The following is a 19,933-nucleotide window of genomic DNA, read 5'->3' on the forward strand; positions in this document are numbered from 1 at the left end:
CCCGCCGGTCGGGGGTTCCCGCCGGGGGGCCGACGGGGCCGTGGCCGGTTCCCGACGGTTTCCGGACGGCCCGGCCGACCTCCCGCCCTCAGCTCACATGCACGTGCAGACGCCCGCGCACGTGCATGTGAAACAAGGCTATGATCCGGGGCAGTTGACCGTTGCAGCAAACGCCACATCAGCCTCTGTGTCACCGGGAGCGACCTGTGCATGACGTGTACAACGGCATGGCCGCCACACAGCTTCGAGGGGTGGTCTGGCAGAAGAGCCGGCACAGCAACTCACAGGGCTCGTGCGTGGAGTTCGCCCGGCTGCCGGACGGGGAGGTCGCCATGCGCAACTCCCGTTTCCCCGAAGGGCCCGCGCTGGTCTACACCCGCGCGGAGATCGAGGCGATGCTGCTCGGCGTCAAGGACGGCGAGTTCGACCACCTGGTAGCGGGTTCCTGACCTCCGGCACCCGGCGGACGCTCGCGCGGACCGTCCGGACGGGGTGGACCTGAGGGGCTCGGAACGCCCGTACGGGACCGTTTCCGACTGTATGCGGACGGAAACCGAACCGTCCGGTCCGTACGGGGCGAACCCGGACGGATGCGGGGCCGTGGCCCCGGCGCATCGGTCGTCCACCACGCAGAGACATATCCCGCGTGCACGTGCACGCGGGCGGGCAGGATCTCGGGCGGTGCCCGGGCTCCCCGGGCCGGTGCCGGGGCCGCGTCCGGCGGCCCGGGCGCGGACGGGTCTGAGCCCCCGGACGCGGACGGCCGGAGACGGGGTCGCGACCCGCGTCAGAGCCGGAACAGCGCCCAGACGACCTTGCCGCCGGGAGCCCCGGACAGCGGGTGCCACCCCCAGCCGTCGCTGAACGCGTCCACCAGGAACAGCCCGCGCCCCGACTCGGCGGTGGACTCCTCCGGCCGCTCCCCGTCCCCGAGTCCCGGCACGCCGCCCAGCCCGGAGACGTCCCCGAGCCCGGTGACGTCGGCCAGCCCTGGCACGTCTGTGAGGCCGGGTACGCCCCCGAACTCCGGAAGGTCCCCGAGTCCCGGAACGTCGCCGAGTCCCGGAACGTCCCCGGGCCCCGGCGTCCGCGCCCGCCCCGTGGCCCCCGGTGCGCCCCCCTGGCCGCCCGCGCCCGAGCGACCGGGCGCGGGCGACTCCTCACTGGGGTCGCGGACGGCGCACACCAGTCGCTGGGACCAGCGCATCAGGTGCAGCCGTACCAAGGGGTCGTCGCCGGGCCGGACGTCCCTCGGCAGCGCGTGGCGCAGGGCGTTGGTGACGAGTTCCGAGACGACCAGGCAGACGTCGTCGAAGCGGTGGTCGGCCCGCCACTCGACCAGGGTGCTCCGGGTGAACCGCCGCGCCTCGCCGACCGCCTCGTAGTGGGCGGACAGGGCACAAGACGCGGCACTGGAGACCGCCGTCGGGTCGATGGGGGGAAGCCCCTGCCTTAACGGCTCCAGCATGGTCGATCCGTTCGTCCCCATGCGAGGCACTCCCGTGGATTCGCGGCCGTAGCGGTACTCCGGTTCAGGGTGGTGCTCGACCATGGTTCCGAATGCGTTCAGCAGATGCAAGGGCAGATGCACGTGCACGCGCCCGTTGTGCGCGGGACCATGTGTCTTGACGATGATTTCTTCCCGGGACTTCTTGTCTTGCGTTTCTCGCCCCCGTCGCCCTCTTTCTGCTTTCTGTAACCGAATGAGTACGGGGTGGAAGGTTTTAGTGGCAGACTTCGCCCCCTGGAAAGACGTTGGGGAGGCTGAGCGAAGTGACCGCAGACGAGTCGTGGGGGACTCCTCGGGGCGGGCCAGCCGGGGGAGGCTCGGTGGTGCGGCGCATCCTGCTGGGGTCTCAGCTGAGACGGCTGCGGGAGTCGCGCGGGGTCACCCGGGAGCGCGCCGGGTACGCGATCCGTGCCTCCGAATCGAAGATCAGCCGCATGGAGTTGGGACGGGTGAGCTTCAAGGCTCGGGATGTCGAGGATCTGCTGACCCTGTACGGAGTGACCGACGACGCGGAGCGCGGTCCGCTGCTCGCCCTCGCCAGGGAGGCCAACGTCGCCGGTTGGTGGCACAGTTACTCGGACGTACTGCCCGGTTGGTTCCAGACCTACGTGGGGCTGGAGGGCGCGGCCTCGCTGATCCGCGTCTACGAGGTGCAGTTCGTGCACGGACTGCTCCAGACCGAGGCGTACGCGCACGCGGTGGTGGAGCGCGGCGGCGCCAGCCGGGCCGACGTGGACCGCCGGGTCGCGCTGCGGCTGGAGCGGCAGAAGATCCTGGTCTCCGAGCGGGCGCCGCGCTTCCACGTGGTGCTGGACGAGGCGGCGCTGCGCAGGCCCTACGGCGACCGGCAGGTGATGCGCGGACAGCTCCAGCACCTGATCGACGTCTCGGAGCGGCCCAACGTCACCCTCCAGGTGATGCCGTTCGGCTTCGGCGGGCACGCGGGCGAGAGCGGCAGCTTCACCATGCTGAGCTTCCCCGAGTCGGACCTCTCGGACGTCGTCTACCTGGAACAGCTCACCAGTGCCCTCTACGTGGACAAGCCCGACGAGGTCGTGCAGTACGCGAAGGTGATGGAACAGCTCAGGGCGGACAGCCCGGACCCGTCGGACACCCGCGATCTTCTCCGTGGTCTGCTCCAATTGTCGTAAGACACAAGTACGATGACGACACCTCAGGCATCGCTGCCTGCGCTCGCCTCTGCGGTTGGGGATCACATGTCCTTCTTCACTGACCTGGCCCACCAGTACATCGACGGTGAGTGGCGGACCGGCAGCGGATCCTGGGACATCATCGACTTCAACCCCTACAACGGCGAGAAGCTGGCCGCCCTCACGGTCGCCACCCGCGCCGAGGTGGACGCCGCGTACCGGGCCGCCGAGCGGGCGCAGCCCGCATGGGCCGAGGCCGGTCCCTACGCGCGTCGCGCCGTGCTGGAACGCGCGCTGCGGATCACCGAGGAGCTGGAGGGGGAGATCGTCGAGGCCGTCATCGACGAGCTCGGCGGCACCCGCCCCAAGGCGCTCCACGAGGTCTCCCTGGCCAAGGAGTTCCTCCGCGAGGCGATACACCTGACGATGAGACCCGAGGGGCACATCGCTCCGTCCACGGACCAGGGCCGGGAGAACCGCGTCTACCGCGTCCCCGTGGGCGTGGTCGCCGTCATCAGCCCGTTCAACTTCCCCTTCCTGATCACCCTGAAGTCCGTCGCCCCGGCGCTCGCCCTGGGCAACGCGGTGGTGGTCAAGCCGAACCAGAACGCCCCGATCGTCGGCGGCACGCTGGTCGCCCGGATCTTCGAGGCGGCGGGGCTCCCCGCCGGACTGCTGAACGTCCTGGTCACCGACATCGCGGAGATCGGCGACGCGCTCCTGGAGCACCCGGTGCCCCAGGTGGTGTCGTTCGCCGGGTCCGACCGGGTGGGCCGTCACGTCGCCGCCGTCACCGCGGGCCACCTCAAGAGAAGCGTCCTCGAACTCAGCGGCAACAGCGCCCTGGTGGTGCTGGACGACCTGGACGAGGCGGGCCTGGCGCACGCGGTGGACGCGGCGGTGTTCAGCCGGTACGTGTACCAGGGCCAGGTCTGCATGGCGGCCAACCGGATCCTCGTCGACCGACGGCTGGAGGAGGAGTTCACCCGGCTGTTCACCGCCCGGGTGCGGGCGCTGCGCACCGGCGACCCGCGCGATCCGGACACCCACATCGGCCCGGTGATCAACGACTTCCAGGCCGAGGCGCTCACCAACCTGGTGGACCAGGCGCTCGCCGAGGGCGCCACCGCGCTGGTGCGCGGCCGTACGGTGGGCAACCTGGTCGAGCCGACCGTCCTCACCGGGCTGCCCGCCGACTCCCCGCTGCTGCGGCAGGAGATCTTCGGCCCGGTCGCACTGCTGGTCCCCTTCGACGGCGAGGACGAGGCCGTCCGGCTGGTCAACGACACCCCCTACGGGCTCGGCGGGGCCGTGCACACGGCGGACGCGGAGCGCGGGGTGGCCTTCGCCCGCCGGGTCGACACGGGGATGTTCCACGTCAACGACAGCACCGTCCAGGACGATCCGCTGGTCCCCTTCGGCGGCCGCAAGCACTCCGGGCCGGGGCGGCTGGGCGGCGAGGCCGCCGTGGAGGCGTTCACCAGCTGGCGGTGGATCTCCGTCCAGCGCGAACGACGGCCCTTCCCGTTCTGACCCGACCGGCCGGGCCGTCTCGCTCCCGTCCGTTCCGCTCCCGTCCGTCCGGCACCTGTCCGTCCCGTTCCCGTCCGTCCGGCGCCCGTCCGTCGTCCGGTACCGCGCCCGTCGAACCCGGCGGCCGGTTCCGTGCCGTCTCCGGGTGGGGCGCGCGGAAGCGGGCTACTCTGGTCAAAGTTGACCAGTCGTTCGGCGAGCTTCAGTGAGGGTGTGGGATGTCAGCGATCCGGCTGCTCGTTCTCGGTTCGGTCCGTCAGCACGGGCGGGCCCACGGCTACCAGGTCCGCAACGACCTGGAGTACTGGGGCGCCCACGAGTGGTCCAACGCCAAGCCCGGTTCGATCTACCACGCCCTGAAGCAGATGGCGAAGCAGGGACTGCTGCTCGCCCACGAGGTGGCGCCCTCCACGGTCGGCGGCCCGCCCCGGGTCGAGTACGAGGTCACCCCGAGCGGCCACGAGGAGTACTTCACCCTGCTGCGCTCCGCCCTCACCTCCTACGACCAGAAGCCGGACGTCCTGTCGGCGGCGCTCGGCCTGATCGTGGACCTGTCCCGGGACGAGGCCGTGGCCCTGCTCCGGCGGCGGATCGAGTCGATCGAACGGTGGCGGTCCTCCGTCCTGGAGTACTACGAGCCCGAGAAGGGCCCCGGCCAGTTCCAGCACATCGGGGAGATCATGAACTTCTGGCTCCACTCGGCGGACGCCGGGGCGGAGTGGACCCGGGGGCTCATCGAACGCCTCGAAGGCGGGGCCTACGTCTTCGCGGGCGAGGGCGAACCGTACGTGGGCGTCCTGGGCGAGGGCGACGTCAACCCGTACGCCACGGGCGAGGTCCACCCCGGGGACCGCCGCTGACGTCGGCCGCGCCGCCCCGGTGGCTCCCGGGCGCCCGGCAGCGCCGTCCCGGTCGCTCCCGGGCGCCCGGCAGCGCCGTCCCGGTCGCTCCCGGGCGCCCGGCCCGGCCCGGTCCGGTCCCCGCGCCTCTCGCCCCTGGTTCCCTCTGTCCCGGCCTCCAGTAAAGAGGGAGTCGGTAATCAAGTTTGACTAGACCTCCCTCCGGGAAGTACCTTCCCCGTCCCAGTGGTCAAGCTTGACTAGCGAAGGGGGTTCCATGAGCGGAAGCGCGATCGTGGTGCGGGGGGCGCGGAAGCGGTTCGGTGCGAAGCGGGCGCTGGACGGCGTCGACCTGACCGTCGCCCGGGGCACCGTCCACGCGGTCCTAGGCCCGAACGGCGCGGGGAAGACCACCCTGGTGCGCGTCCTCGCCACCCTGCTGCGGCACGACGAGGGCGACGTCACGGTGGCCGGACACGACGTGCGCACCGCCCGGGACGCCGTCCGCCGGGAGATCGGCCTCCTCGGCCAGTACGCCGCCCTCGACGAGGAACTGAGCGGACGGCAGAACCTGGAGATGTTCGGACGGCTGCACCGCCTCGGGGCCCGGGGCGCGAAGGCCCGCGCCACCGGACTGCTGGAGCGGTTCGGGCTCGCGGACACCGGCCGGGTGCCCGTCACGCGGTACAGCGGCGGGATGCGACGCCGTCTCGACCTCGCCGCCAGCCTGATCACCGACCCGGGGATCCTCTTCCTGGACGAGCCGACCACCGGCCTCGACCCCCGGGGGCGGGCCGAGGTGTGGGCGTCGGTGCGCGCCCTGGTCGGCGACGGGACCACCGTCCTGCTCACCACCCAGTACCTGGAGGAGGCCGACCAGCTGGCGGACCGGGTCTCGGTGGTGGACGGCGGCCGGGTGATCGCCGACGGCACCGTCGACGAGTTGAAGGCGCGCGTGGGCGGCGACCGGCTGGACGTCGTCGTACGGGACCCGGACCAGTTGGAGACGGCGGCGCGGCTGCTGCCCGGCGGAGGGTCCACCGATCCGGACCGGCGGCTGGTGAGCGTGCCGGTCGAGGACCGGATGGCCGCGCTGACCGGCGCGGTGCGCGCGCTGGAGGAGGCCGGCGTCCGGGCGGAGGACATGGCGATCCGCAGGCCCACCCTCGACGAGGTGTTCCTGCGGCTGACGGAGGGGGCGGCATGACCACCCGGACGGAGACGGAGACGGAGACGACGAAGGCCACGACGGCGACGACGGAGGCGGCGATGGTGACCACGGGAACCACAGGGGCAACGGCAGTGGCAGTGGCAGCGGCAACGGCGAAGACGAAGACGACGGGCGGTGGCCGGATCGGGCCGGTGCTGGCCGACTGCTGGACGATGACCCGGCGGGAGCTGGCGCATTGGGCGCGGCGGCCGGTGCAGGTGGTCGTGGGGCTGGTCTTCCCGGTGATGCTGCTGCTGATGTTCGGCTACCTGGTGGGCGGCGGACGCGCGGTGACCGGCGACTACATGACCTATCTGGTGCCCGGGATGCTGGTCCTCGCCATGGCGTTCGGCCTGGAGTCGACCATGGTCGCGGTCACCCGGGACCTGGAGAAGGGGGTGGTCGACCGCTTCCGCTCGCTGCCGATGGCCGACGCGGCGGTCCTGGTGGGGCGTTCGGCGGCGGACATGCTCCAGTCGGCGGCCGCGCTCGCGGTGATGCTCCTGGTCGGCCTCGCCGTGGGCTGGCGGCCCCAGGGCACGGCCGGGCAGTTCCTGGCCGCCCTCGGACTGCTGCTCCTGCTCCGGTTCGCGATGCTGTGGGCGGGCATCCACCTGGCGCTGGTCGCCGGGCGGCCGGAGCTGGTGCAGGCCGTGCAGATCCTCGTCTGGCCGCTCGGCTTCCTGTCCAACGCGTTCGCGACGCCCGGGTCGATGCCGTCGTGGCTGGGCGCCGCCGTGGAGTGGAACCCGCTCTCGGCCACGGCGACCGCGGTGCGGGAGCTGTTCGGCGGGCCCGCCACGGCCGGTGGGGCGGCCGACCCCTCCTGGGCCGCCCACCACGCCGGGGCGCTCGCGGTGCTCTGGCCGCTGGCGCTGCTCGCGGTGTTCTTCCCGCTGGCGGTACGGCGGTTCGGGGCGCTCGGCCGGTAGCCGTGGCGGGCGGCGGTCGCGACGCCGGGCGGCCACCGGGTCACCCGGCGGCCCGGCCGGCTGCCTCAGTGGTGGAACCCGGTGGCCGCCGCCCGGTCCGTCACCGCCGGGCCGCTCTGCCGCCGCAGCTCCGGCAGCAGCCGTTCCAGGTCCGCTGCGAACAGGGCCGCCAGATCGGCCGAGAAACCGTTGCGGCACACCACCCGCAGCACCGCCAGGTCCTCCCGATGGGCCGGGAAGGTGTACGCGGGCACCAGCCAGCCCCCCTCCCGCAGCCGTCGCGACACGTCGAACACGTCGAACGCGGTGACGTCGTCCGCCGTGGTGAACGCGAACACCGGCAGCTCGTCGCCCCGGGTCAGCAACCGGAAGTCGCCCAGCGCGTCGATCCGTTCGGCGAGCCCCCGGGCCACGTTCCGGGTCGACTGCTGCACCGCGCGGTAGCCCTCCCGGCCCAGCCGCAGGAAGGTGTAGTACTGCGCCACGACCTGCGCGCCCGGACGGGAGAAGTTCAGGGCGAACGTCGGCATGTCACCGCCCAGGTAGTTCACCCGGAACACCAGCTCCTCCGGCAGCTCGGCGGCCGACCGCCACAGCGCCCAGCCCACCCCCGGGTACACCAGCCCGTACTTGTGCCCCGAGGTGTTGACCGAGGAGACCCGGGGCAGCCGGAAGTCCCAGACCAGGTCCGGGTCGAGGAAGGGCGCGACCATCGCCCCGGAGGCGCCGTCCACGTGCACCGGGACGTCGAGCCCGGTGCGCTCCTGGAGGGCGTCCAGGGCCTCGCACACCCCGGCCACCGGCTCGTAGGAACCGTCGAAGGTGGAGCCGAGGACGGTCACCACGCCGATGGTGTTCTCGTCGCAGAGCGCGGCGGCGGCCTCCGGGTCGAGGTGGAAGCGCTCGCCCTCCATGGGCACCTGCCGCGCCTCGACCTCCCAGAACGCGCAGAACTTCTCCCAGCACACCTGCACGTTGACGCCCATCACCAGATTGGGACGGGCCTCGCGGGACGGGTAGCGGTCGGCGTTGCGCAGCGCCCAGCGGCGCTTCAGCGCCATCCCGGCGAGCATGCACGCCTCGCTGGACCCGGTGGTCGAGCAGCCGACGGCGGCGCCCGGGTCGGGCGCGTGCCACAGATCGGCCAGCATCGCCACGCACCGCCGCTCCAGTTCGGCGGTGCGCGGGTACTCGTCCTTGTCGATCATGTTCTTGTCGCGGCACTCGCCCAGCAGCACCCCGGCCTGGGGCTCCATCCAGGTGGTGACGAACGTGGCGAGGTTCAGCCGCGCGTTGCCGTCGAGCATCAGCTCGTCGTGGACCAGCTGGTACGCGGTCATCGGCGGCATCGGACCGTCCGGCAGCCGGTGCGCGGGCGGCTCCTCGACCATCCCGCCCACCGGGTCCGCCGCGCCGTAGAACGGGTTCACCGCCAGGGAGCGCCCGGCGGACTGGTCGGCACCTCGGTGCAGGGACACGGCGGCCTCCGGCGGCGGTGGGGGGCCGTGGGCCACGGGACCTCCCACGGGGGCCGCGCCGAGGGGCCCACCGACCACCGTAGGACCGGCTTGCGCCTCACGCGACGTGAGGAGGCACCGTGGAGGACGTACCGGAGCACCCCGGGACGGAAGGAGGGCGTGAGCCATGGGCCACTCCGTGGGCCGGGTCGCCGGGTTCACCGGCGTCACCGTGCGCACCCTGCACCACTACGACGAGATCGGGCTGCTCCCACCGGGTGAACGCAGCCCGGCGGGCCACCGCCGCTACACGGAGGCGGACCTCGACCGGCTCCAGCAGATCCTCTTCTACCGGGAGCTGGGCTTCCCGCTGGACGAGATCGCCGTACTGCTGGACGACCCGGACGCGGACCCGCGCGAGCACCTGCGGCGTCAGCACGGCCTGCTCACCGTCCGCATCGAGCGACTGCGGCGGATGGCCGCCGCGGTCGAGACCGCCATGGAGGCACGCAGCATGGGCATCGACCTGACGCCGGAGGAGAAGTTCGAGGTCTTCGGGGACTTCGACCCCGGGGCGCACGAGGCGGAGGCCGAGGAGCGCTGGGGCGGCACCGACGCCTACCGCGAGTCCAGGCGCCGCACCGGCGCCTGGACCAAGGAGGATTGGACCCGGGTCGCCCGGGGCTTCGACGCGATCCACCGCCGGATGGGCGATCTGCTCGTCCGGGGGGTGGCGGCCGACTCCGGGGAGGCCATAGAGGTGGCCGAGGAGCACCGCCGGTTCATCTCCGACAACTCCTACGCCTGCGGCTACGAGATGCACGCGGCGCTCGGCGAGATGTACGTGGCCGACGAGCGGTTCACCGCCACCTACGAGGCGATCGAACCGGGCCTCGCCCCCTACATGCGGGACGCGATGCTGGCCAACGCGACCCGGCACCTGTGAGCCGTCCCGCCGGACGGCCGGGTGGGTAAGGGGCGTCCGCCCAGGGGCGACGCCCCTTACCCACCCCTCCTGACCAGCACCGCTGCCCGCGACGCCATCCGGTCGCGCACCGGAACGGGCCGCCTGGGGCGGCCCGTCGCGTCACAACGGGGAGATCACACAGGCCGTGCCGTACGCGCACACCTCGGTGCCGACGTCGGCGGCCTCCGTCACGTCGAAGCGGAACATCAGGACCGCGTTGGCACCCCGGACGCGGGCCTGTTCGACCAGTCGCTCCATCGCCTGGTTGCGGGTCTCCACCAGGGTCTTGGTGAGCCCCTTCAGCTCGCCGCCGATCATCGACTTCAGCCCGGCGCCGATCTGGCTGCCCAGGTGCCGCGAGCGCACGGTGAGGCCGAAGACCTCCCCGATCACCCGGTCCACCCGGTAGCCCGGCACGTCGTTCGTCGTGACGACCAGGACGTCCGATCCGGCGTCCAGCCCGCCCCCGTACTCCTCGATGCCCATCCCGCGCTCCTCCTCTGTCCTGATCCCTACGCACAGCTTTGCCCCGGCGGGCGCGGGGCGCATCCTAGGGGGTGTCGTCAGACTCCCCCAGGGGACTTCGGCGAGCCGCGAAACGTCAGGGGCCCGTCCCGCGTTGACAACCCGGGCGCACCGCGGTGGGACCGGCACCGGAGGTCCGCACCGCGCCCGTCCGCCCCCCTCCCTCACCCTCAGGAGCACGAGACCGTGACGACGCTCGCTCTCGGACCCAGCTGGCTGGACCCGGACTTCCTGCTCAACGAGTTCGGCGTCTACGGGCTGCTGATCATCGTCTTCGCCGAGTCGGGCCTCTTCTTCGGCTTCTTCCTGCCGGGGGACTCCCTGCTGTTCACCACGGGCCTCCTGGTCACCACCGGGGCGCTCACCATGGACCTGTGGCTGGTCTGCCTCCTGATCTGCGTCGCGGCGATCGTGGGCGACCAGGTGGGCTACCTGTTCGGCAAGAAGGTGGGCCCCGCGCTCTTCAACCGGCCGGACTCCCGCTTCTTCAAACAGGAGAACGTCCTCAAGGCGCACGAGTTCTTCGAGAAGCACGGCCCCAAGTCGCTGGTCCTGGCCCGGTTCGTGCCCATCGTGCGGACGTTCACGCCGATCGTCGCGGGCGTCAGCGGGATGCGGTACCGCTCGTTCATCACCTTCAACGTCCTCGGCGGCGTCCTGTGGGGCGCCGGGGTCACCCTGCTGGGCGCCTGGCTGGGACGGCACCAGCTGGTCCGGGACAACATCGAGGCCATGCTGATCGGGATCGTGCTGCTGTCGGTCGTCCCGATCGCGGTCGAGTTCCTGCGCGCCCGGTCCCGCTCCCGCCGGAACGCGGCGGCCGGGACCACGACGGCGACGCCGACGGCGCCCCTGGAGCACCCCGACGGCCCCGGCCGCCCCGATCACCCGGAGGACCCCACCCCTCAGGGCCGTCACGCCAACCGCTGACCCCCGGCCCGGCGCCCTCCCGGACCCGGGCCCGGGCCGCCTCTCAAGAGGCGGCCTAGAACCCCCGGGTCCGCTTGGCGGCCCGGCGCCGTCCCGACGCCGCCCCCGGCACCCGCAGGAACAGCCGGGACACCTCCGAGCCGAGGTTCACCCCGATGGCGATGGCGATGGCCAGCGCCGCCGCCTTGGTGAGCGACACCAGCCCCGCGTCCAGCTCGTTCTGCGCGATGCCCAGCAGCCCGAAGTAGGTCGCGGAACCCGGCAGCAGCGGTCCGATCGCGGCCGTCACGTACGGCAGCGCCGAGGCGTACCGGTACCGCGACAGCAACTGTCCGAAGAGCCCCACCAGCCCCGCCGCGACCGCCGTGGACGCCACCGGGGAGAGCCCGCCCGCGTAGTGCAGCGCCCCGTACGTCACCCAGGCGACGCCCCCGTTGAGCGTCACCGCGAGCACGGTCGACCGCTCCTGCTGCAACAGCACGGCGAACGCCAGCGTCAGCGTCATGGACGCCAGGGTCTGCCACAGCGGCCGCTCGATGACGAGCAGCGCCGCGTCCGGGTTCAGCTCGGCGCCCAGCCGCACCCCGAAGTACAGGACCAGCAGCACGCCCGTGACGATGCCGACGAAGAAGTACATGACCTCCAGCAGCCGGGCCGCCGCCGTGATGTAGAAGCCGGTCAGCCCGTCCTGGACGCCCGCGACCAGCGCCCGTCCGGGCAGCAGCGCGAACAGCCCGCCGGTGATCACCGCCGAGGCCCGGACGTCCGCGTGGGCCAGGGTCAGCGCCACCCCGATCGCGGCGGGCGGCGTCGCCGCGACGATGAACTGGTAGAACTCCGGCAGCCCGCGCCCCGCGCACAGCCAGGCCAGCCGGTCCCCGAGCATCGCGCCGACCGCCGCCGCCACGAACACGATCAGATCGCCGCCGACCAGCACCGACGCCGCGCCCGCGAGCAGTCCGCTGGCGGCCGTCAGCACCCACCCGGGGTACGGGTGGCGGTTGCGGCGGATCTCCGCGAGCCGTCGGTACGCCTCTTCCAGGGACACCTCGTGCCCGGGGTCGTTGATGTCGTCGACCAGCCGGTACACGGCGGCCAGCCGGGTGTAGTCGGTGCCGCGCCTGCGGACCGTGCGGGACGCCGTCACCGGGTCCTCCACCAGCGAGGGCTGGTGCGAGATGGACAGCAGGGTGAACGTGACGGTCGGCTCGCAGCGGTCGAGCCCGTACGCGTGGCAGACCGCGAACATCGCGGCCTCCACGTCCTCGGCGCCCTCGCCGCCCGCCAGCAGCAGTTCCCCGATGCGCAGGGTCAGGTCGAGCACTCGGGGCACGGCGGGTCCGGCGTCGTCCTCGTGGCGCTGCACCGCCTCCGGCGCGGGCCGCTCGGTGACCGGCATCCGCAGCATGGTCCGCATCCGGTCCTGCCAGGGGACCTCGGACAGCTCGGTCCGGGGCGTCCCCCCGGCGGGGGTGAAGGCGGGCGGCGCGCTGCGGGCGCTGTACGTGCGCGGCGGACTGAACGCCGAGCCCTCCGGTTCTCCGGCGGCGGGCGGCTCGGGCACGCCCTCCGGGACCGCGAACTCGGACGTCGTCTGGGAGTCCTCGTCCCCCGCCGGGGGCGCCGCGAGCCCGGGCGGCGCGCTGAAGGCGCTGTGCGCCTCGTCGGACACCGGCTTGGCGTCGACGGGCACGGGCGCGGTGTAGCCGGGCAGGGGGCCGGAGCCGTCCGGTAGAGGCCCTGAGCCGTCCGGTACGGGTTCGGGTCCGTCCGGTACGGGTTCGGGTCCGGTGTGGCCGGGAACGGGCCCGGAGCCGTCCTCCGGCACGGTTCCGGAGCCGTCGGGTACGGGCGCGGCGTCGTCCGGCCGCACCGGTTCCGGGGCGTCGTGCCCGCCCGGGGTGCTCCGCTCGCTCACCGTGCCCCTCTCCGCTCGGCGCCGTTCCCCGCCGCCCTTCCCATCCGCCTACCCGGCCCTACCCGCCCTACAGGTCTTGCTGGTCCTGCTGGCCCTGCCCCGTTCCGTCTGCTCGGTGACCGCCCCACCCGTCACTCCCGTCCCATCGCGGGCCGGAGGTGTGCCCGGGGCCCGGGGTCCGTACCGCGTCGGGGGGCGCGTACCCACGACAGGGGCGCGCGAGACCCGGCGGGCGCCGGGGGTCGTCCCCACGCTCAGTATGCGTGCCCACACCGAAACGGGCCGTGCGCCCCGGATGTCCGGGAGCGCACGGCCCGCTGACGAGCGGGTGGGGCCGTCAGTGGCCGCCCTGCTCCTTGAAGCGCGTGTAGGAACGCTCGATCTCGGCCTCGGCGTCGGTGCGGCCCACCCAGTCGGCGCCCTCGACCGACTTGCCCGGCTCCAGGTCCTTGTAGACCTCGAAGAAGTGCTGGATCTCCAGGCGGTCGAACTCGGAGACGTGGTGGATGTCCCGCAGGTGCTCCACGCGCGGGTCCGACGCGGGGACGCAGAGCAGCTTGTCGTCGCCGCCCGCCTCGTCGGTCATCCGGAACATGCCGATCGCGCGGCAGCGGATCAGGCAGCCCGGGAAGGTCGGCTCGTCCAGGATGACGAGGGCGTCCAGCGGGTCGCCGTCCTCGCCGAGCGTGTTCTCCACGAACCCGTAGTCCGCCGGGTAGCTCGTCGACGTGAAAAGCCGACGGTCGAGACGGATGCGCCCGGTCTCGTGGTCCACCTCGTACTTGTTGCGCGAACCCTTGGGAATCTCGATCGTGACGTCGAACTCCACCGGTGGCTCCTCCATGATCAGCACATATTGTGGGTGTACGCCGCATCGCCCGCGCGGATCACCCGGAGGTGGTCCCGCACGGTGGCGCCCCGGGTCGGCTACCGCCGTACGGCCCCCCGTCCCCGCCCGGATGGCGGGCGGGGTCCACCGGGAGTCGTACCCCCGGCGAGACGCAGTGATTAAGTGTCCCTCACGCAAGTGTGTGATCGCGAAAGGGGCTGGTCGGTCGTGCCTGAGCTGCCGGAGCCGGAGTCGTCGCCGTTCACCGGGGGACTCGCGGAGCGCCGGAAGGCAGCGCTCGCCGGACTGCGCGCGCTGCGGCCGGTGGGCCTCAGGACCTGGCAGGTCACGGCGGTGGCCGCGGTGACCGGTCTGGCGCTGGCGGCCGGGTCCCTGGCCGTCGCGGGCCCCTGGGACGCATCGGGCCAGCGTAGGGCCGAACGCGAGCGGGCCGCCGCCCTCCGGGACGGGGGTGGCGCACATCACGAAGCCCCGGGAGGGGGCGCGGGCGCCCGGGCGCCCGGAAAGGCGCCGCACGCCCCTGCGGTCCTCGACGCGCTGGGCACCACCGGGACCGCGAAGGCGCCGCCGCGCGGCGCGGCCCTCGGCGAGCGGTTGGGGCCGCTGGTCGCCGAGGCGCCTCCCGGAACCCGTACCGGGGTCTCCGTGGTGGACGTGGCGACCGGCGAACGGCTCTGGGGGCACGACCCCGGCAAGGCCCTGACGCCCGCCTCCACCACCAAGGTCGCCACCGCCGTCGCCGCGCTGACCGCGCCCGGCCCCGGCCACCAGATCACCACCCGGACCGTCCTCGAACCCGCCTCCGGGGGGAAGCCCGCCCGCCTCGTCCTGGTCGGCGGCGGCGACCCCACCCTCACCGCCCGGAAGGACGCCCGGGGCAACGCCTCGCTGCGCGACCTCGCGAAGCGCACCGCCGCGGCGCTGGAGCGGAGCGGCGACCGGAAGGTGCGGCTCGGGTACGACACCTCCCTCTACTCAGGGCCCCCGGTTCACCCCATCGGGCGCAACGACAACATCGCGACCGTCACCGCCCTGATGGTGGACGAGGGCCGCCTCGACGGTTCCTCCAGCGGACCCGCGCCCCGCTCCGAGCGGCCCGCCCGGGACGCCGCCGACCGGTTCGCCGGACTGCTCGCCGACCGGGGCGTCGAGGTGGTCGGCGCGCCCGGCGGGACGAAGGCCGCACCGGCCGCCCGGGAGGTGGCCGCCGTCAGCTCCCCGCCGGTGGGCGTCCTGGTGGAGCGGATGCTGACGCACAGCGACAACGACCTCGCGGAGGCGCTGGCGCGGCAGGTGGCGCTGGCGTCCGGGGAGGACGCGGGCTTCCGGGGCGCGGAGGCCGCGGTGAAGCGGCGGCTGGGCGAGGTGGGGGTGCCGCTGGGCGGGGCGCGGTTCGCCGACGGCAGCGGGCTGGACCGGGCCGACCGGTTGCCGCCCGCGACGCTCACCGCGCTGCTCGCCGCCGCCGCGCGGGCGGACCGTCCGGCGCTGAGGCCGGCCCTCACCGGGCTGCCGGTCGCCGGGTTCACCGGAACCCTGAGAAATCGTTACTCCTCCGGTTCCGGCGAGGCGGCCACGGGGTTCGTCCGGGCCAAGACCGGCACGTTGACGGGGGTCCACGCGCTCGCCGGGACCGTCGTCGACCGGGACGGGCGGCTGCTCGCGTTCGCGTTCCTGTCGGACGGCCCGCCGACGGACCCCGCGGTGGCCCAGGGGCGCCTCGACCGCATGGCCGCGACGCTCGCCGCCTGCGGCTGCGCCTGACCCCTCCGGCGCCCCGCTCCACCGGGCCCCCTGAGGCCCTCGCCCCGCACCCCGGCCGCACCGCCCGGGTCCGCCGGGGTGCTCGCACAGTTCCCCGCGCCCCTTCCGGGTGCGTCCAGGCCGGGGTGCGCTGCCCTGCGCGGGTGCGCTGTGGCCCTTCGCGCAGTTCCCCGCGCCCCTGATCGGGTGCGTCCCGGCCAGGGAGCGTTGTCCCGTGCGGGTGCGCTGTGGTTGTTCGCGCAGTTCCCCGCGCCCCTATCCGGGTGCGTCCAGCCCAGGGTGCGTTGTCCCGTGCGGGTGCGCTGTGGTTGTCCGCGCCGTTCCTCGCGCCCCTTCCGGGGCTGCCTCCTACGGTTCGTCTTCGGCTGCGGGCCCGCCGTGGCCACCCGCGCAGTTCCCCGCGCCCCTGACGGTGCGCTCTGGCTGGGACGGGTTCGCTCCCGCGTCGCCGTTGTCGGCCGCGGACCGTGGCGGGCCGCTCGCGCAGTTCCCCGCGCCCCTATGGCGCCCCCGACGAGCGCCAAGGCCGCCCCGTCAGGGGCGCGGGGAACGGCGCGAGCAACTGACCACGACCCGAGCCCGCCGGAAGCCCCCAACGCACCCGCGCGGAACAACGTCCCCCAGCCAGGGCGCACCCGATCAGGGGCGCGGGGAACTGCGCGAACAACCACAGCGCACCCGCACAGGACAACGCCCCCCCCAGCCGGGACGTGCCCGATAGGGGCGCGGGGAACTGCGCGAAGGACCCCAACGCACCCGCGCGGAACAACGCCCCCCAGCCAGGACGCACCCGATCAGGGGCGCGGGGAACTGCGCGAACAACCACAGCGCACCCGCACAGGACAACGCTCCCCAGCCGGGACGCACCCAATAGGGGCGCGGGGAACTGCGCGAGTACCCACAGCGCACCCGCGCAGGACAGCGCCCCCCGGCCAGGACGCGCACCCGGAAGGGGCGCGGGGAACGGCGTGAACGGCCAGGGCGCACCCGCACGGGACCCCGCCCCGTTCCCGTACGGTTGACGCATGACGAGCATCGGTGGTGCGGAGATGGTCGACTGGAACCTCGCGGTGGCGACCGCGACCCGCCTGGTGAGGCCGGGCCCCGAGGTCACCCGCGACGAGGCCCGGGCGATCGTCGCGGAACTCCGCGCGCACGCCAAGGCGTCGGAGGAGCACGTCCGGGGCTACACCCGGATGGGCGACCCCGACGCCCCGGCCGGGCACGACACCCCCGTCCTGGTGGTGGACCGCCCGGGCTGGGTCCGGGCGAACGTCGCCGGGTTCCGCGAGATCCTCAAGCCCCTGCTGGAGAAGATGCAGGACCGCCGGGGCGGCACCCCGGGCGGTGCCGTACTGGGCGCCGTCGGCGGCAAGGTCACCGGCGTGGAGCTGGGGATGCTGCTGTCCTTCCTCTCCTCCCGGGTGCTCGGCCAGTACGAGACCTTCGCCCCCGCCACCCGGGACCTCCCTGCCGGGGCGAACGGCGGCGGCCGACTGCTGCTGGTCGCGCCGAACATCGTCCACGTGGAGCGCGAGCTGGACGTGAACCCGCGCGACTTCCGGCTCTGGGTCTGCCTCCACGAGGAGACCCACCGCACCCAGTTCACCGCCGTCCCCTGGCTGCGGGACCATCTGGAGGGCGAGATCCAGACGTTCCTGGCGGAGACCGACGTCGACCCGATGACGTTCCTGGAGCGGATCAGGGAGGCGGCGCAGTCGCTCGCCGGGGGCCGCCCGGAGGGCGAGGAGAACGACGGCGGGCGCTCGCTCGTCGAACTGGTGCAGACCCCGGCGCAGCGCGAGGTGCTGGGACGGCTGACGGCGGTGATGTCGCTGCTGGAGGGCCACGCCGACTACGTGATGGACGGGGTCGGCCCGGCCGTGGTGCCGTCGGTGGCGGAGATCCGGGAGAAGTTCCAGCAGCGCCGGGCCAAGGGCGCCTCCCGACTGGACCAGGCGCTGCGCAAGTTGCTGGGCCTCGACGCCAAGCTGCGTCAGTACCGCGACGGCGAACGCTTCGTGCGCGCGGTGGTGGAGGAGGTCGGGATGGACGGCTTCAACCGTGCGTGGACCTCCCCGAACACCCTGCCCACCAAGGCGGAGATCGGTAAACCGGCGGACTGGATCGCCCGGGTGCACGGCAGGGCGGAGGCGTGAACCCCGGGCGGGCGACGGCAGGGCGACGCCCTCGCAATCACCCGTCCGAGGGACCGTGGGTCCCGGACAGGCGTGCAATGCTCGGGGAACGACTCGGCTCTGTCACCATCGACACACCCTGAGTGACCGGGTGCGCGGCGCGACAGCGACCCGTCCCGGTCGTCAGGGGCCCGAACGGCACCACGATCACGGGCGCGCCCCCGGACCCCCGGGACGGGCGCTCCCCGCCCCCCGAACTTTTCACGAAGGGAACCGGACATGGGTCCCCATCCTGCGGTCGCGGCGATACGCCTGGCGGTCCGCCGCGTCCTCCACGACCTGCTCACCGAACACGATCCGCGCCCCCCGGCCAGTACGCCCCCGCCCCGCGCCCCCCAGCGCGCGCCGGGCGCCCCCCGGACGACCCCCGCGCCCGGGCCTGCTCCCGCGCTCACGCCCTCCCCGGGCGCCGAAGCGCCCCCCCTCCTGGTCCTGGTCGCCTGCTCCGGCGGCGCCGACTCCATGGCGCTCGCCTCCGCGCTCGCCTTCGAGGCCCCCCGGCTCGGGGTCCGCGCGGGCGCCGTCACCGTCGACCACGGGCTCCAGCCCGGCTCCACCGCCCGGGCCGCCGAGGTGGCCGCCCGGCTCACCGCCCTCGGCCTCGACCCCGTCGAGTCCGTCAGCGTGACCGTCGGCCGGGAGGGCGGCCCCGAGGCCGCCGCCCGGGACGCCCGCTACGCCGCCCTGGACGCCGCCGCCGAGCGCCACGGCGCCGCCGCCGTCCTGCTCGGCCACACCCGCGACGACCAGGCCGAGACGGTGCTGCTGGGCCTCGCCCGGGGCTCCGGCATCCGCTCGCTGTCCGGGATGGCCGCCGTCTCCGGCGAGGACGGCCGCTACCGTCGCCCGTTCCTCGCCCTCGACCGGCAGACCGCCCGCAAGGCGTGCCTCGTCCAGCACCTTCCGGTGTGGGACGACCCCCACAACACCGACCCCGCCTACACCCGCTCCCGGCTGCGCCACGAGGGGCTGCCCGCGCTGGAGAAGGCGCTCGGCAAGGGCGTCGTCGAGGCCCTCGCCCGGACGGCCCAGCTCTCCCGCGACGACGCCGACGCCCTGGACGCCTGGGCCGCCCGCGCCGACAGCGCGGTCCGCGACCCGGCCGGACTCCTGGAGTGCGCCAAGCTGTACGCGCTGCCGCCCGCGGTGCGCCGCCGGGTGCTGCGGCGCGCGGCCATCGACGCGGGCGCTCCCGCGGGTTCGCTCTTCGCCCGGCACATCGAGGAGGTCGACCGGCTGATCACCGGTTGGCGGGGGCAGGGGGCCATCAATCTGCCCGGCCGGGTCGTGGCCCAGCGCCAGGGTGGCAGACTGGTGATCCGGCAGAGCTGAGCCGGGACCCGCACGGGCCCGGTGGCCCGGACGACCGAAAGTGATGCGGGTGGACGCGAAAGACATGGGCACCGACCTCCAGTCGGTGCTCATCACCAAGGAAGAGATCGACGCGAAGCTGGCGGAGCTGGCCGCGAAGATCGACGCGGAGTACGCGGGCAAGGACCTTCTCATCGTCGGCGTCCTCAAGGGCGCCGTGATGGTGATGGCGGACCTGGCGCGCGCGCTGTCCACCCCCGTCACGATGGACTGGATGGCGGTGTCCTCGTACGGCGCGGGCACCCAGTCCTCCGGGGTGGTGCGCATCCTCAAGGACCTCGACACCGACATCAAGGGCAAGCACGTCCTGATCGTCGAGGACATCATCGACTCCGGACTGACCCTGTCCTGGCTGATCTCCAACCTCGGCTCCCGCGAGCCCGCGTCCCTCAAGGTGTGCACGCTGCTGCGCAAGCCGGAGGCCGCGAAGGTCGCGATCGACGTCGAGTGGGTCGGCTTCGACATCCCCAACGAGTTCGTCGTGGGCTACGGCCTCGACTACGCGGAGAAGTACCGCAACCTGCCGTTCGTGGGGACGCTCGCGCCCCACGTCTACGGCGGCTGACCCGCGACGGGAGCCGTCCCCCGGGTCCGCCCGGGGCCGGACGCCCGTCCCCGTACGGTGCCGGGGCCCCGCCCCGGGACCGTACGGGCGAAGCCCCGGGAACCCCCGGGGCGTTCCCGCCGTTGGAGCAAACGGAGGCGGTAACGCCGGGGATTTGGCACCAGCACGCTGCGGCTTCGGGTGACAATGCTGGGGTACCGTCCGAAGAACAGT

The 19,933-nt window shown here is 73.5% G+C and carries 16 protein-coding genes and 2 pseudogenes; 12 read left to right on the plus strand and 6 right to left on the minus strand.

All coding sequences use genetic code 11. The annotated features are described in order from the left end of the window. The first annotated feature begins 227 nt into the window (after window positions 1–227). Complete coding sequence (locus tag ACVWNX_RS19650; RefSeq protein WP_454414846.1) at window positions 228–449, plus strand: DUF397 domain-containing protein; 222 nt, start codon at window positions 228–230, stop codon at window positions 447–449. 338 nt (window positions 450–787) lie between these two features. Here ACVWNX_RS19650 and ACVWNX_RS19655 read toward each other — a convergent pair. Next, window positions 788–907: pseudogene (locus ACVWNX_RS19655) on the minus strand (ATP-binding protein); the annotation flags it as partial. Window positions 908–1,150: 243 nt separating this feature from the next. After that, window positions 1,151–1,489: pseudogene (locus tag ACVWNX_RS19660) on the minus strand (ATP-binding protein); the annotation flags it as partial. 284 nt (window positions 1,490–1,773) lie between these two features. On the opposite strand from ACVWNX_RS19660, the gene ACVWNX_RS19665 reads away from it, so the two are divergent. From ACVWNX_RS19665 to ACVWNX_RS19685, 5 genes are all read left to right on the plus strand, one after another. Then, a complete protein-coding gene (locus ACVWNX_RS19665; protein ID WP_454408649.1) occupies window positions 1,774–2,661 on the plus strand; it encodes a helix-turn-helix domain-containing protein in 888 nt (295 codons plus the stop codon). A 66-nt stretch (window positions 2,662–2,727) separates the two neighbouring features. Next, window positions 2,728–4,194, plus strand: coding sequence for an aldehyde dehydrogenase family protein (locus ACVWNX_RS19670; protein WP_454408651.1), 1,467 nt, complete (start codon window positions 2,728–2,730; stop codon window positions 4,192–4,194). Between the two features lie 218 nt (window positions 4,195–4,412). After that, the gene (locus tag ACVWNX_RS19675; protein WP_454408653.1) at window positions 4,413–5,054 is read left to right on the plus strand and encodes a PadR family transcriptional regulator; all 642 of its coding nucleotides are present in this window, start codon (window positions 4,413–4,415) and stop codon (window positions 5,052–5,054) included. A gap of 256 nt (window positions 5,055–5,310) precedes the next feature. Next, a complete protein-coding gene (locus ACVWNX_RS19680; RefSeq protein ID WP_454408655.1) occupies window positions 5,311–6,240 on the plus strand; it encodes an ATP-binding cassette domain-containing protein in 930 nt (309 codons plus the stop codon). A 62-nt stretch (window positions 6,241–6,302) separates the two neighbouring features. Beyond that, window positions 6,303–7,175 carry an ABC transporter permease gene (locus tag ACVWNX_RS19685; protein ID WP_454414847.1) on the plus strand — a complete coding sequence of 291 codons (873 nt, stop codon included), beginning with the start codon at window positions 6,303–6,305 and terminating at the stop codon, window positions 7,173–7,175. Window positions 7,176–7,240: 65 nt separating this feature from the next. Here ACVWNX_RS19685 and ACVWNX_RS19690 read toward each other — a convergent pair whose 3' ends face one another. Then, window positions 7,241–8,653 carry a glutamate decarboxylase gene (locus ACVWNX_RS19690; protein WP_454408656.1) on the minus strand — a complete coding sequence of 471 codons (1,413 nt, stop codon included), beginning with the start codon at window positions 8,651–8,653 and terminating at the stop codon, window positions 7,241–7,243. 166 nt (window positions 8,654–8,819) lie between these two features. On the opposite strand from ACVWNX_RS19690, the gene ACVWNX_RS19695 reads away from it, so the two are divergent. After that, window positions 8,820–9,578, plus strand: a complete 759-nt coding sequence (locus tag ACVWNX_RS19695) for a MerR family transcriptional regulator (protein WP_454408658.1) — start codon at window positions 8,820–8,822, stop codon at window positions 9,576–9,578. Window positions 9,579–9,719: 141 nt separating this feature from the next. On the opposite strand, the gene ACVWNX_RS19700 is transcribed toward ACVWNX_RS19695, so the two are convergent. Next, window positions 9,720–10,085 carry a YbjQ family protein gene (locus tag ACVWNX_RS19700; RefSeq protein ID WP_454408660.1) on the minus strand — a complete coding sequence of 122 codons (366 nt, stop codon included), beginning with the start codon at window positions 10,083–10,085 and terminating at the stop codon, window positions 9,720–9,722. A gap of 225 nt (window positions 10,086–10,310) precedes the next feature. Here ACVWNX_RS19700 and ACVWNX_RS19705 point away from each other — a divergent pair, with 225 nt between their 5' ends. Beyond that, entirely contained in the window at window positions 10,311–11,054 is a 744-nt protein-coding gene (locus tag ACVWNX_RS19705; protein ID WP_454408662.1) for a DedA family protein, read from the plus strand. Between the two features lie 55 nt (window positions 11,055–11,109). Here the strand turns inward: ACVWNX_RS19705 and ACVWNX_RS19710 are convergent, their stop codons facing one another. Together ACVWNX_RS19710 and ACVWNX_RS19715 are read right to left on the minus strand one after the other, a co-directional pair. Next, window positions 11,110–12,747: a threonine/serine exporter family protein gene (locus ACVWNX_RS19710; RefSeq protein WP_454414848.1), complete on the minus strand. Its 1,638-nt coding sequence runs from the start codon at window positions 12,745–12,747 to the stop codon at window positions 11,110–11,112. Window positions 12,748–13,309: 562 nt separating this feature from the next. Next, window positions 13,310–13,801, minus strand: a complete 492-nt coding sequence (locus ACVWNX_RS19715) for an inorganic diphosphatase (RefSeq protein WP_454414849.1) — start codon at window positions 13,799–13,801, stop codon at window positions 13,310–13,312. A gap of 228 nt (window positions 13,802–14,029) precedes the next feature. Between ACVWNX_RS19715 and dacB the strand changes: the two genes are divergently transcribed. The 4 genes from dacB to hpt all read left to right on the plus strand — a co-directional run bounded on the left by dacB (window position 14,030) and on the right by hpt (window position 19,720). After that, a complete protein-coding gene (dacB, locus tag ACVWNX_RS19720) occupies window positions 14,030–15,586 on the plus strand; it encodes a D-alanyl-D-alanine carboxypeptidase/D-alanyl-D-alanine endopeptidase (RefSeq protein WP_454408663.1) in 1,557 nt (518 codons plus the stop codon). Window positions 15,587–16,611: 1,025 nt separating this feature from the next. Beyond that, window positions 16,612–17,745 carry a zinc-dependent metalloprotease gene (locus ACVWNX_RS19725; protein WP_454408665.1) on the plus strand — a complete coding sequence of 378 codons (1,134 nt, stop codon included), beginning with the start codon at window positions 16,612–16,614 and terminating at the stop codon, window positions 17,743–17,745. A gap of 258 nt (window positions 17,746–18,003) precedes the next feature. Beyond that, window positions 18,004–19,116 carry a tRNA lysidine(34) synthetase TilS gene (gene tilS / locus ACVWNX_RS19730; protein ID WP_454408667.1) on the plus strand — a complete coding sequence of 371 codons (1,113 nt, stop codon included), beginning with the start codon at window positions 18,004–18,006 and terminating at the stop codon, window positions 19,114–19,116. 43 nt (window positions 19,117–19,159) lie between these two features. Further along, window positions 19,160–19,720, plus strand: a complete 561-nt coding sequence (hpt, locus tag ACVWNX_RS19735) for a hypoxanthine phosphoribosyltransferase (protein WP_454408669.1) — start codon at window positions 19,160–19,162, stop codon at window positions 19,718–19,720. Window positions 19,721–19,933: the final 213 nt, after the last annotated feature.

Source organism: Streptomyces sp. JNUCC 64, assembly GCF_054484115.1.

Coding starts and splice junctions, on each gene's coding strand:
- ACVWNX_RS19650 (WP_454414846.1), top strand. CDS start 228: ATGGCCGCCACACAGCTTCGAGGGGTGGTCTGGCAGAAGAGCCGGCAC.
- ACVWNX_RS19670 (WP_454408651.1), top strand. CDS start 2,728: ATGTCCTTCTTCACTGACCTGGCCCACCAGTACATCGACGGTGAGTGG.
- ACVWNX_RS19675 (WP_454408653.1), top strand. CDS start 4,413: ATGTCAGCGATCCGGCTGCTCGTTCTCGGTTCGGTCCGTCAGCACGGG.
- ACVWNX_RS19680 (WP_454408655.1), top strand. CDS start 5,311: ATGAGCGGAAGCGCGATCGTGGTGCGGGGGGCGCGGAAGCGGTTCGGT.
- ACVWNX_RS19685 (WP_454414847.1), top strand. CDS start 6,303: ATGGTGACCACGGGAACCACAGGGGCAACGGCAGTGGCAGTGGCAGCG.
- ACVWNX_RS19695 (WP_454408658.1), top strand. CDS start 8,820: ATGGGCCACTCCGTGGGCCGGGTCGCCGGGTTCACCGGCGTCACCGTG.
- ACVWNX_RS19700 (WP_454408660.1), bottom strand. CDS start 10,085: ATGGGCATCGAGGAGTACGGGGGCGGGCTGGACGCCGGATCGGACGTC.
- ACVWNX_RS19725 (WP_454408665.1), top strand. CDS start 16,612: ATGACGAGCATCGGTGGTGCGGAGATGGTCGACTGGAACCTCGCGGTG.
- tilS (WP_454408667.1), top strand. CDS start 18,004: ATGGGTCCCCATCCTGCGGTCGCGGCGATACGCCTGGCGGTCCGCCGC.
- hpt (WP_454408669.1), top strand. CDS start 19,160: ATGCGGGTGGACGCGAAAGACATGGGCACCGACCTCCAGTCGGTGCTC.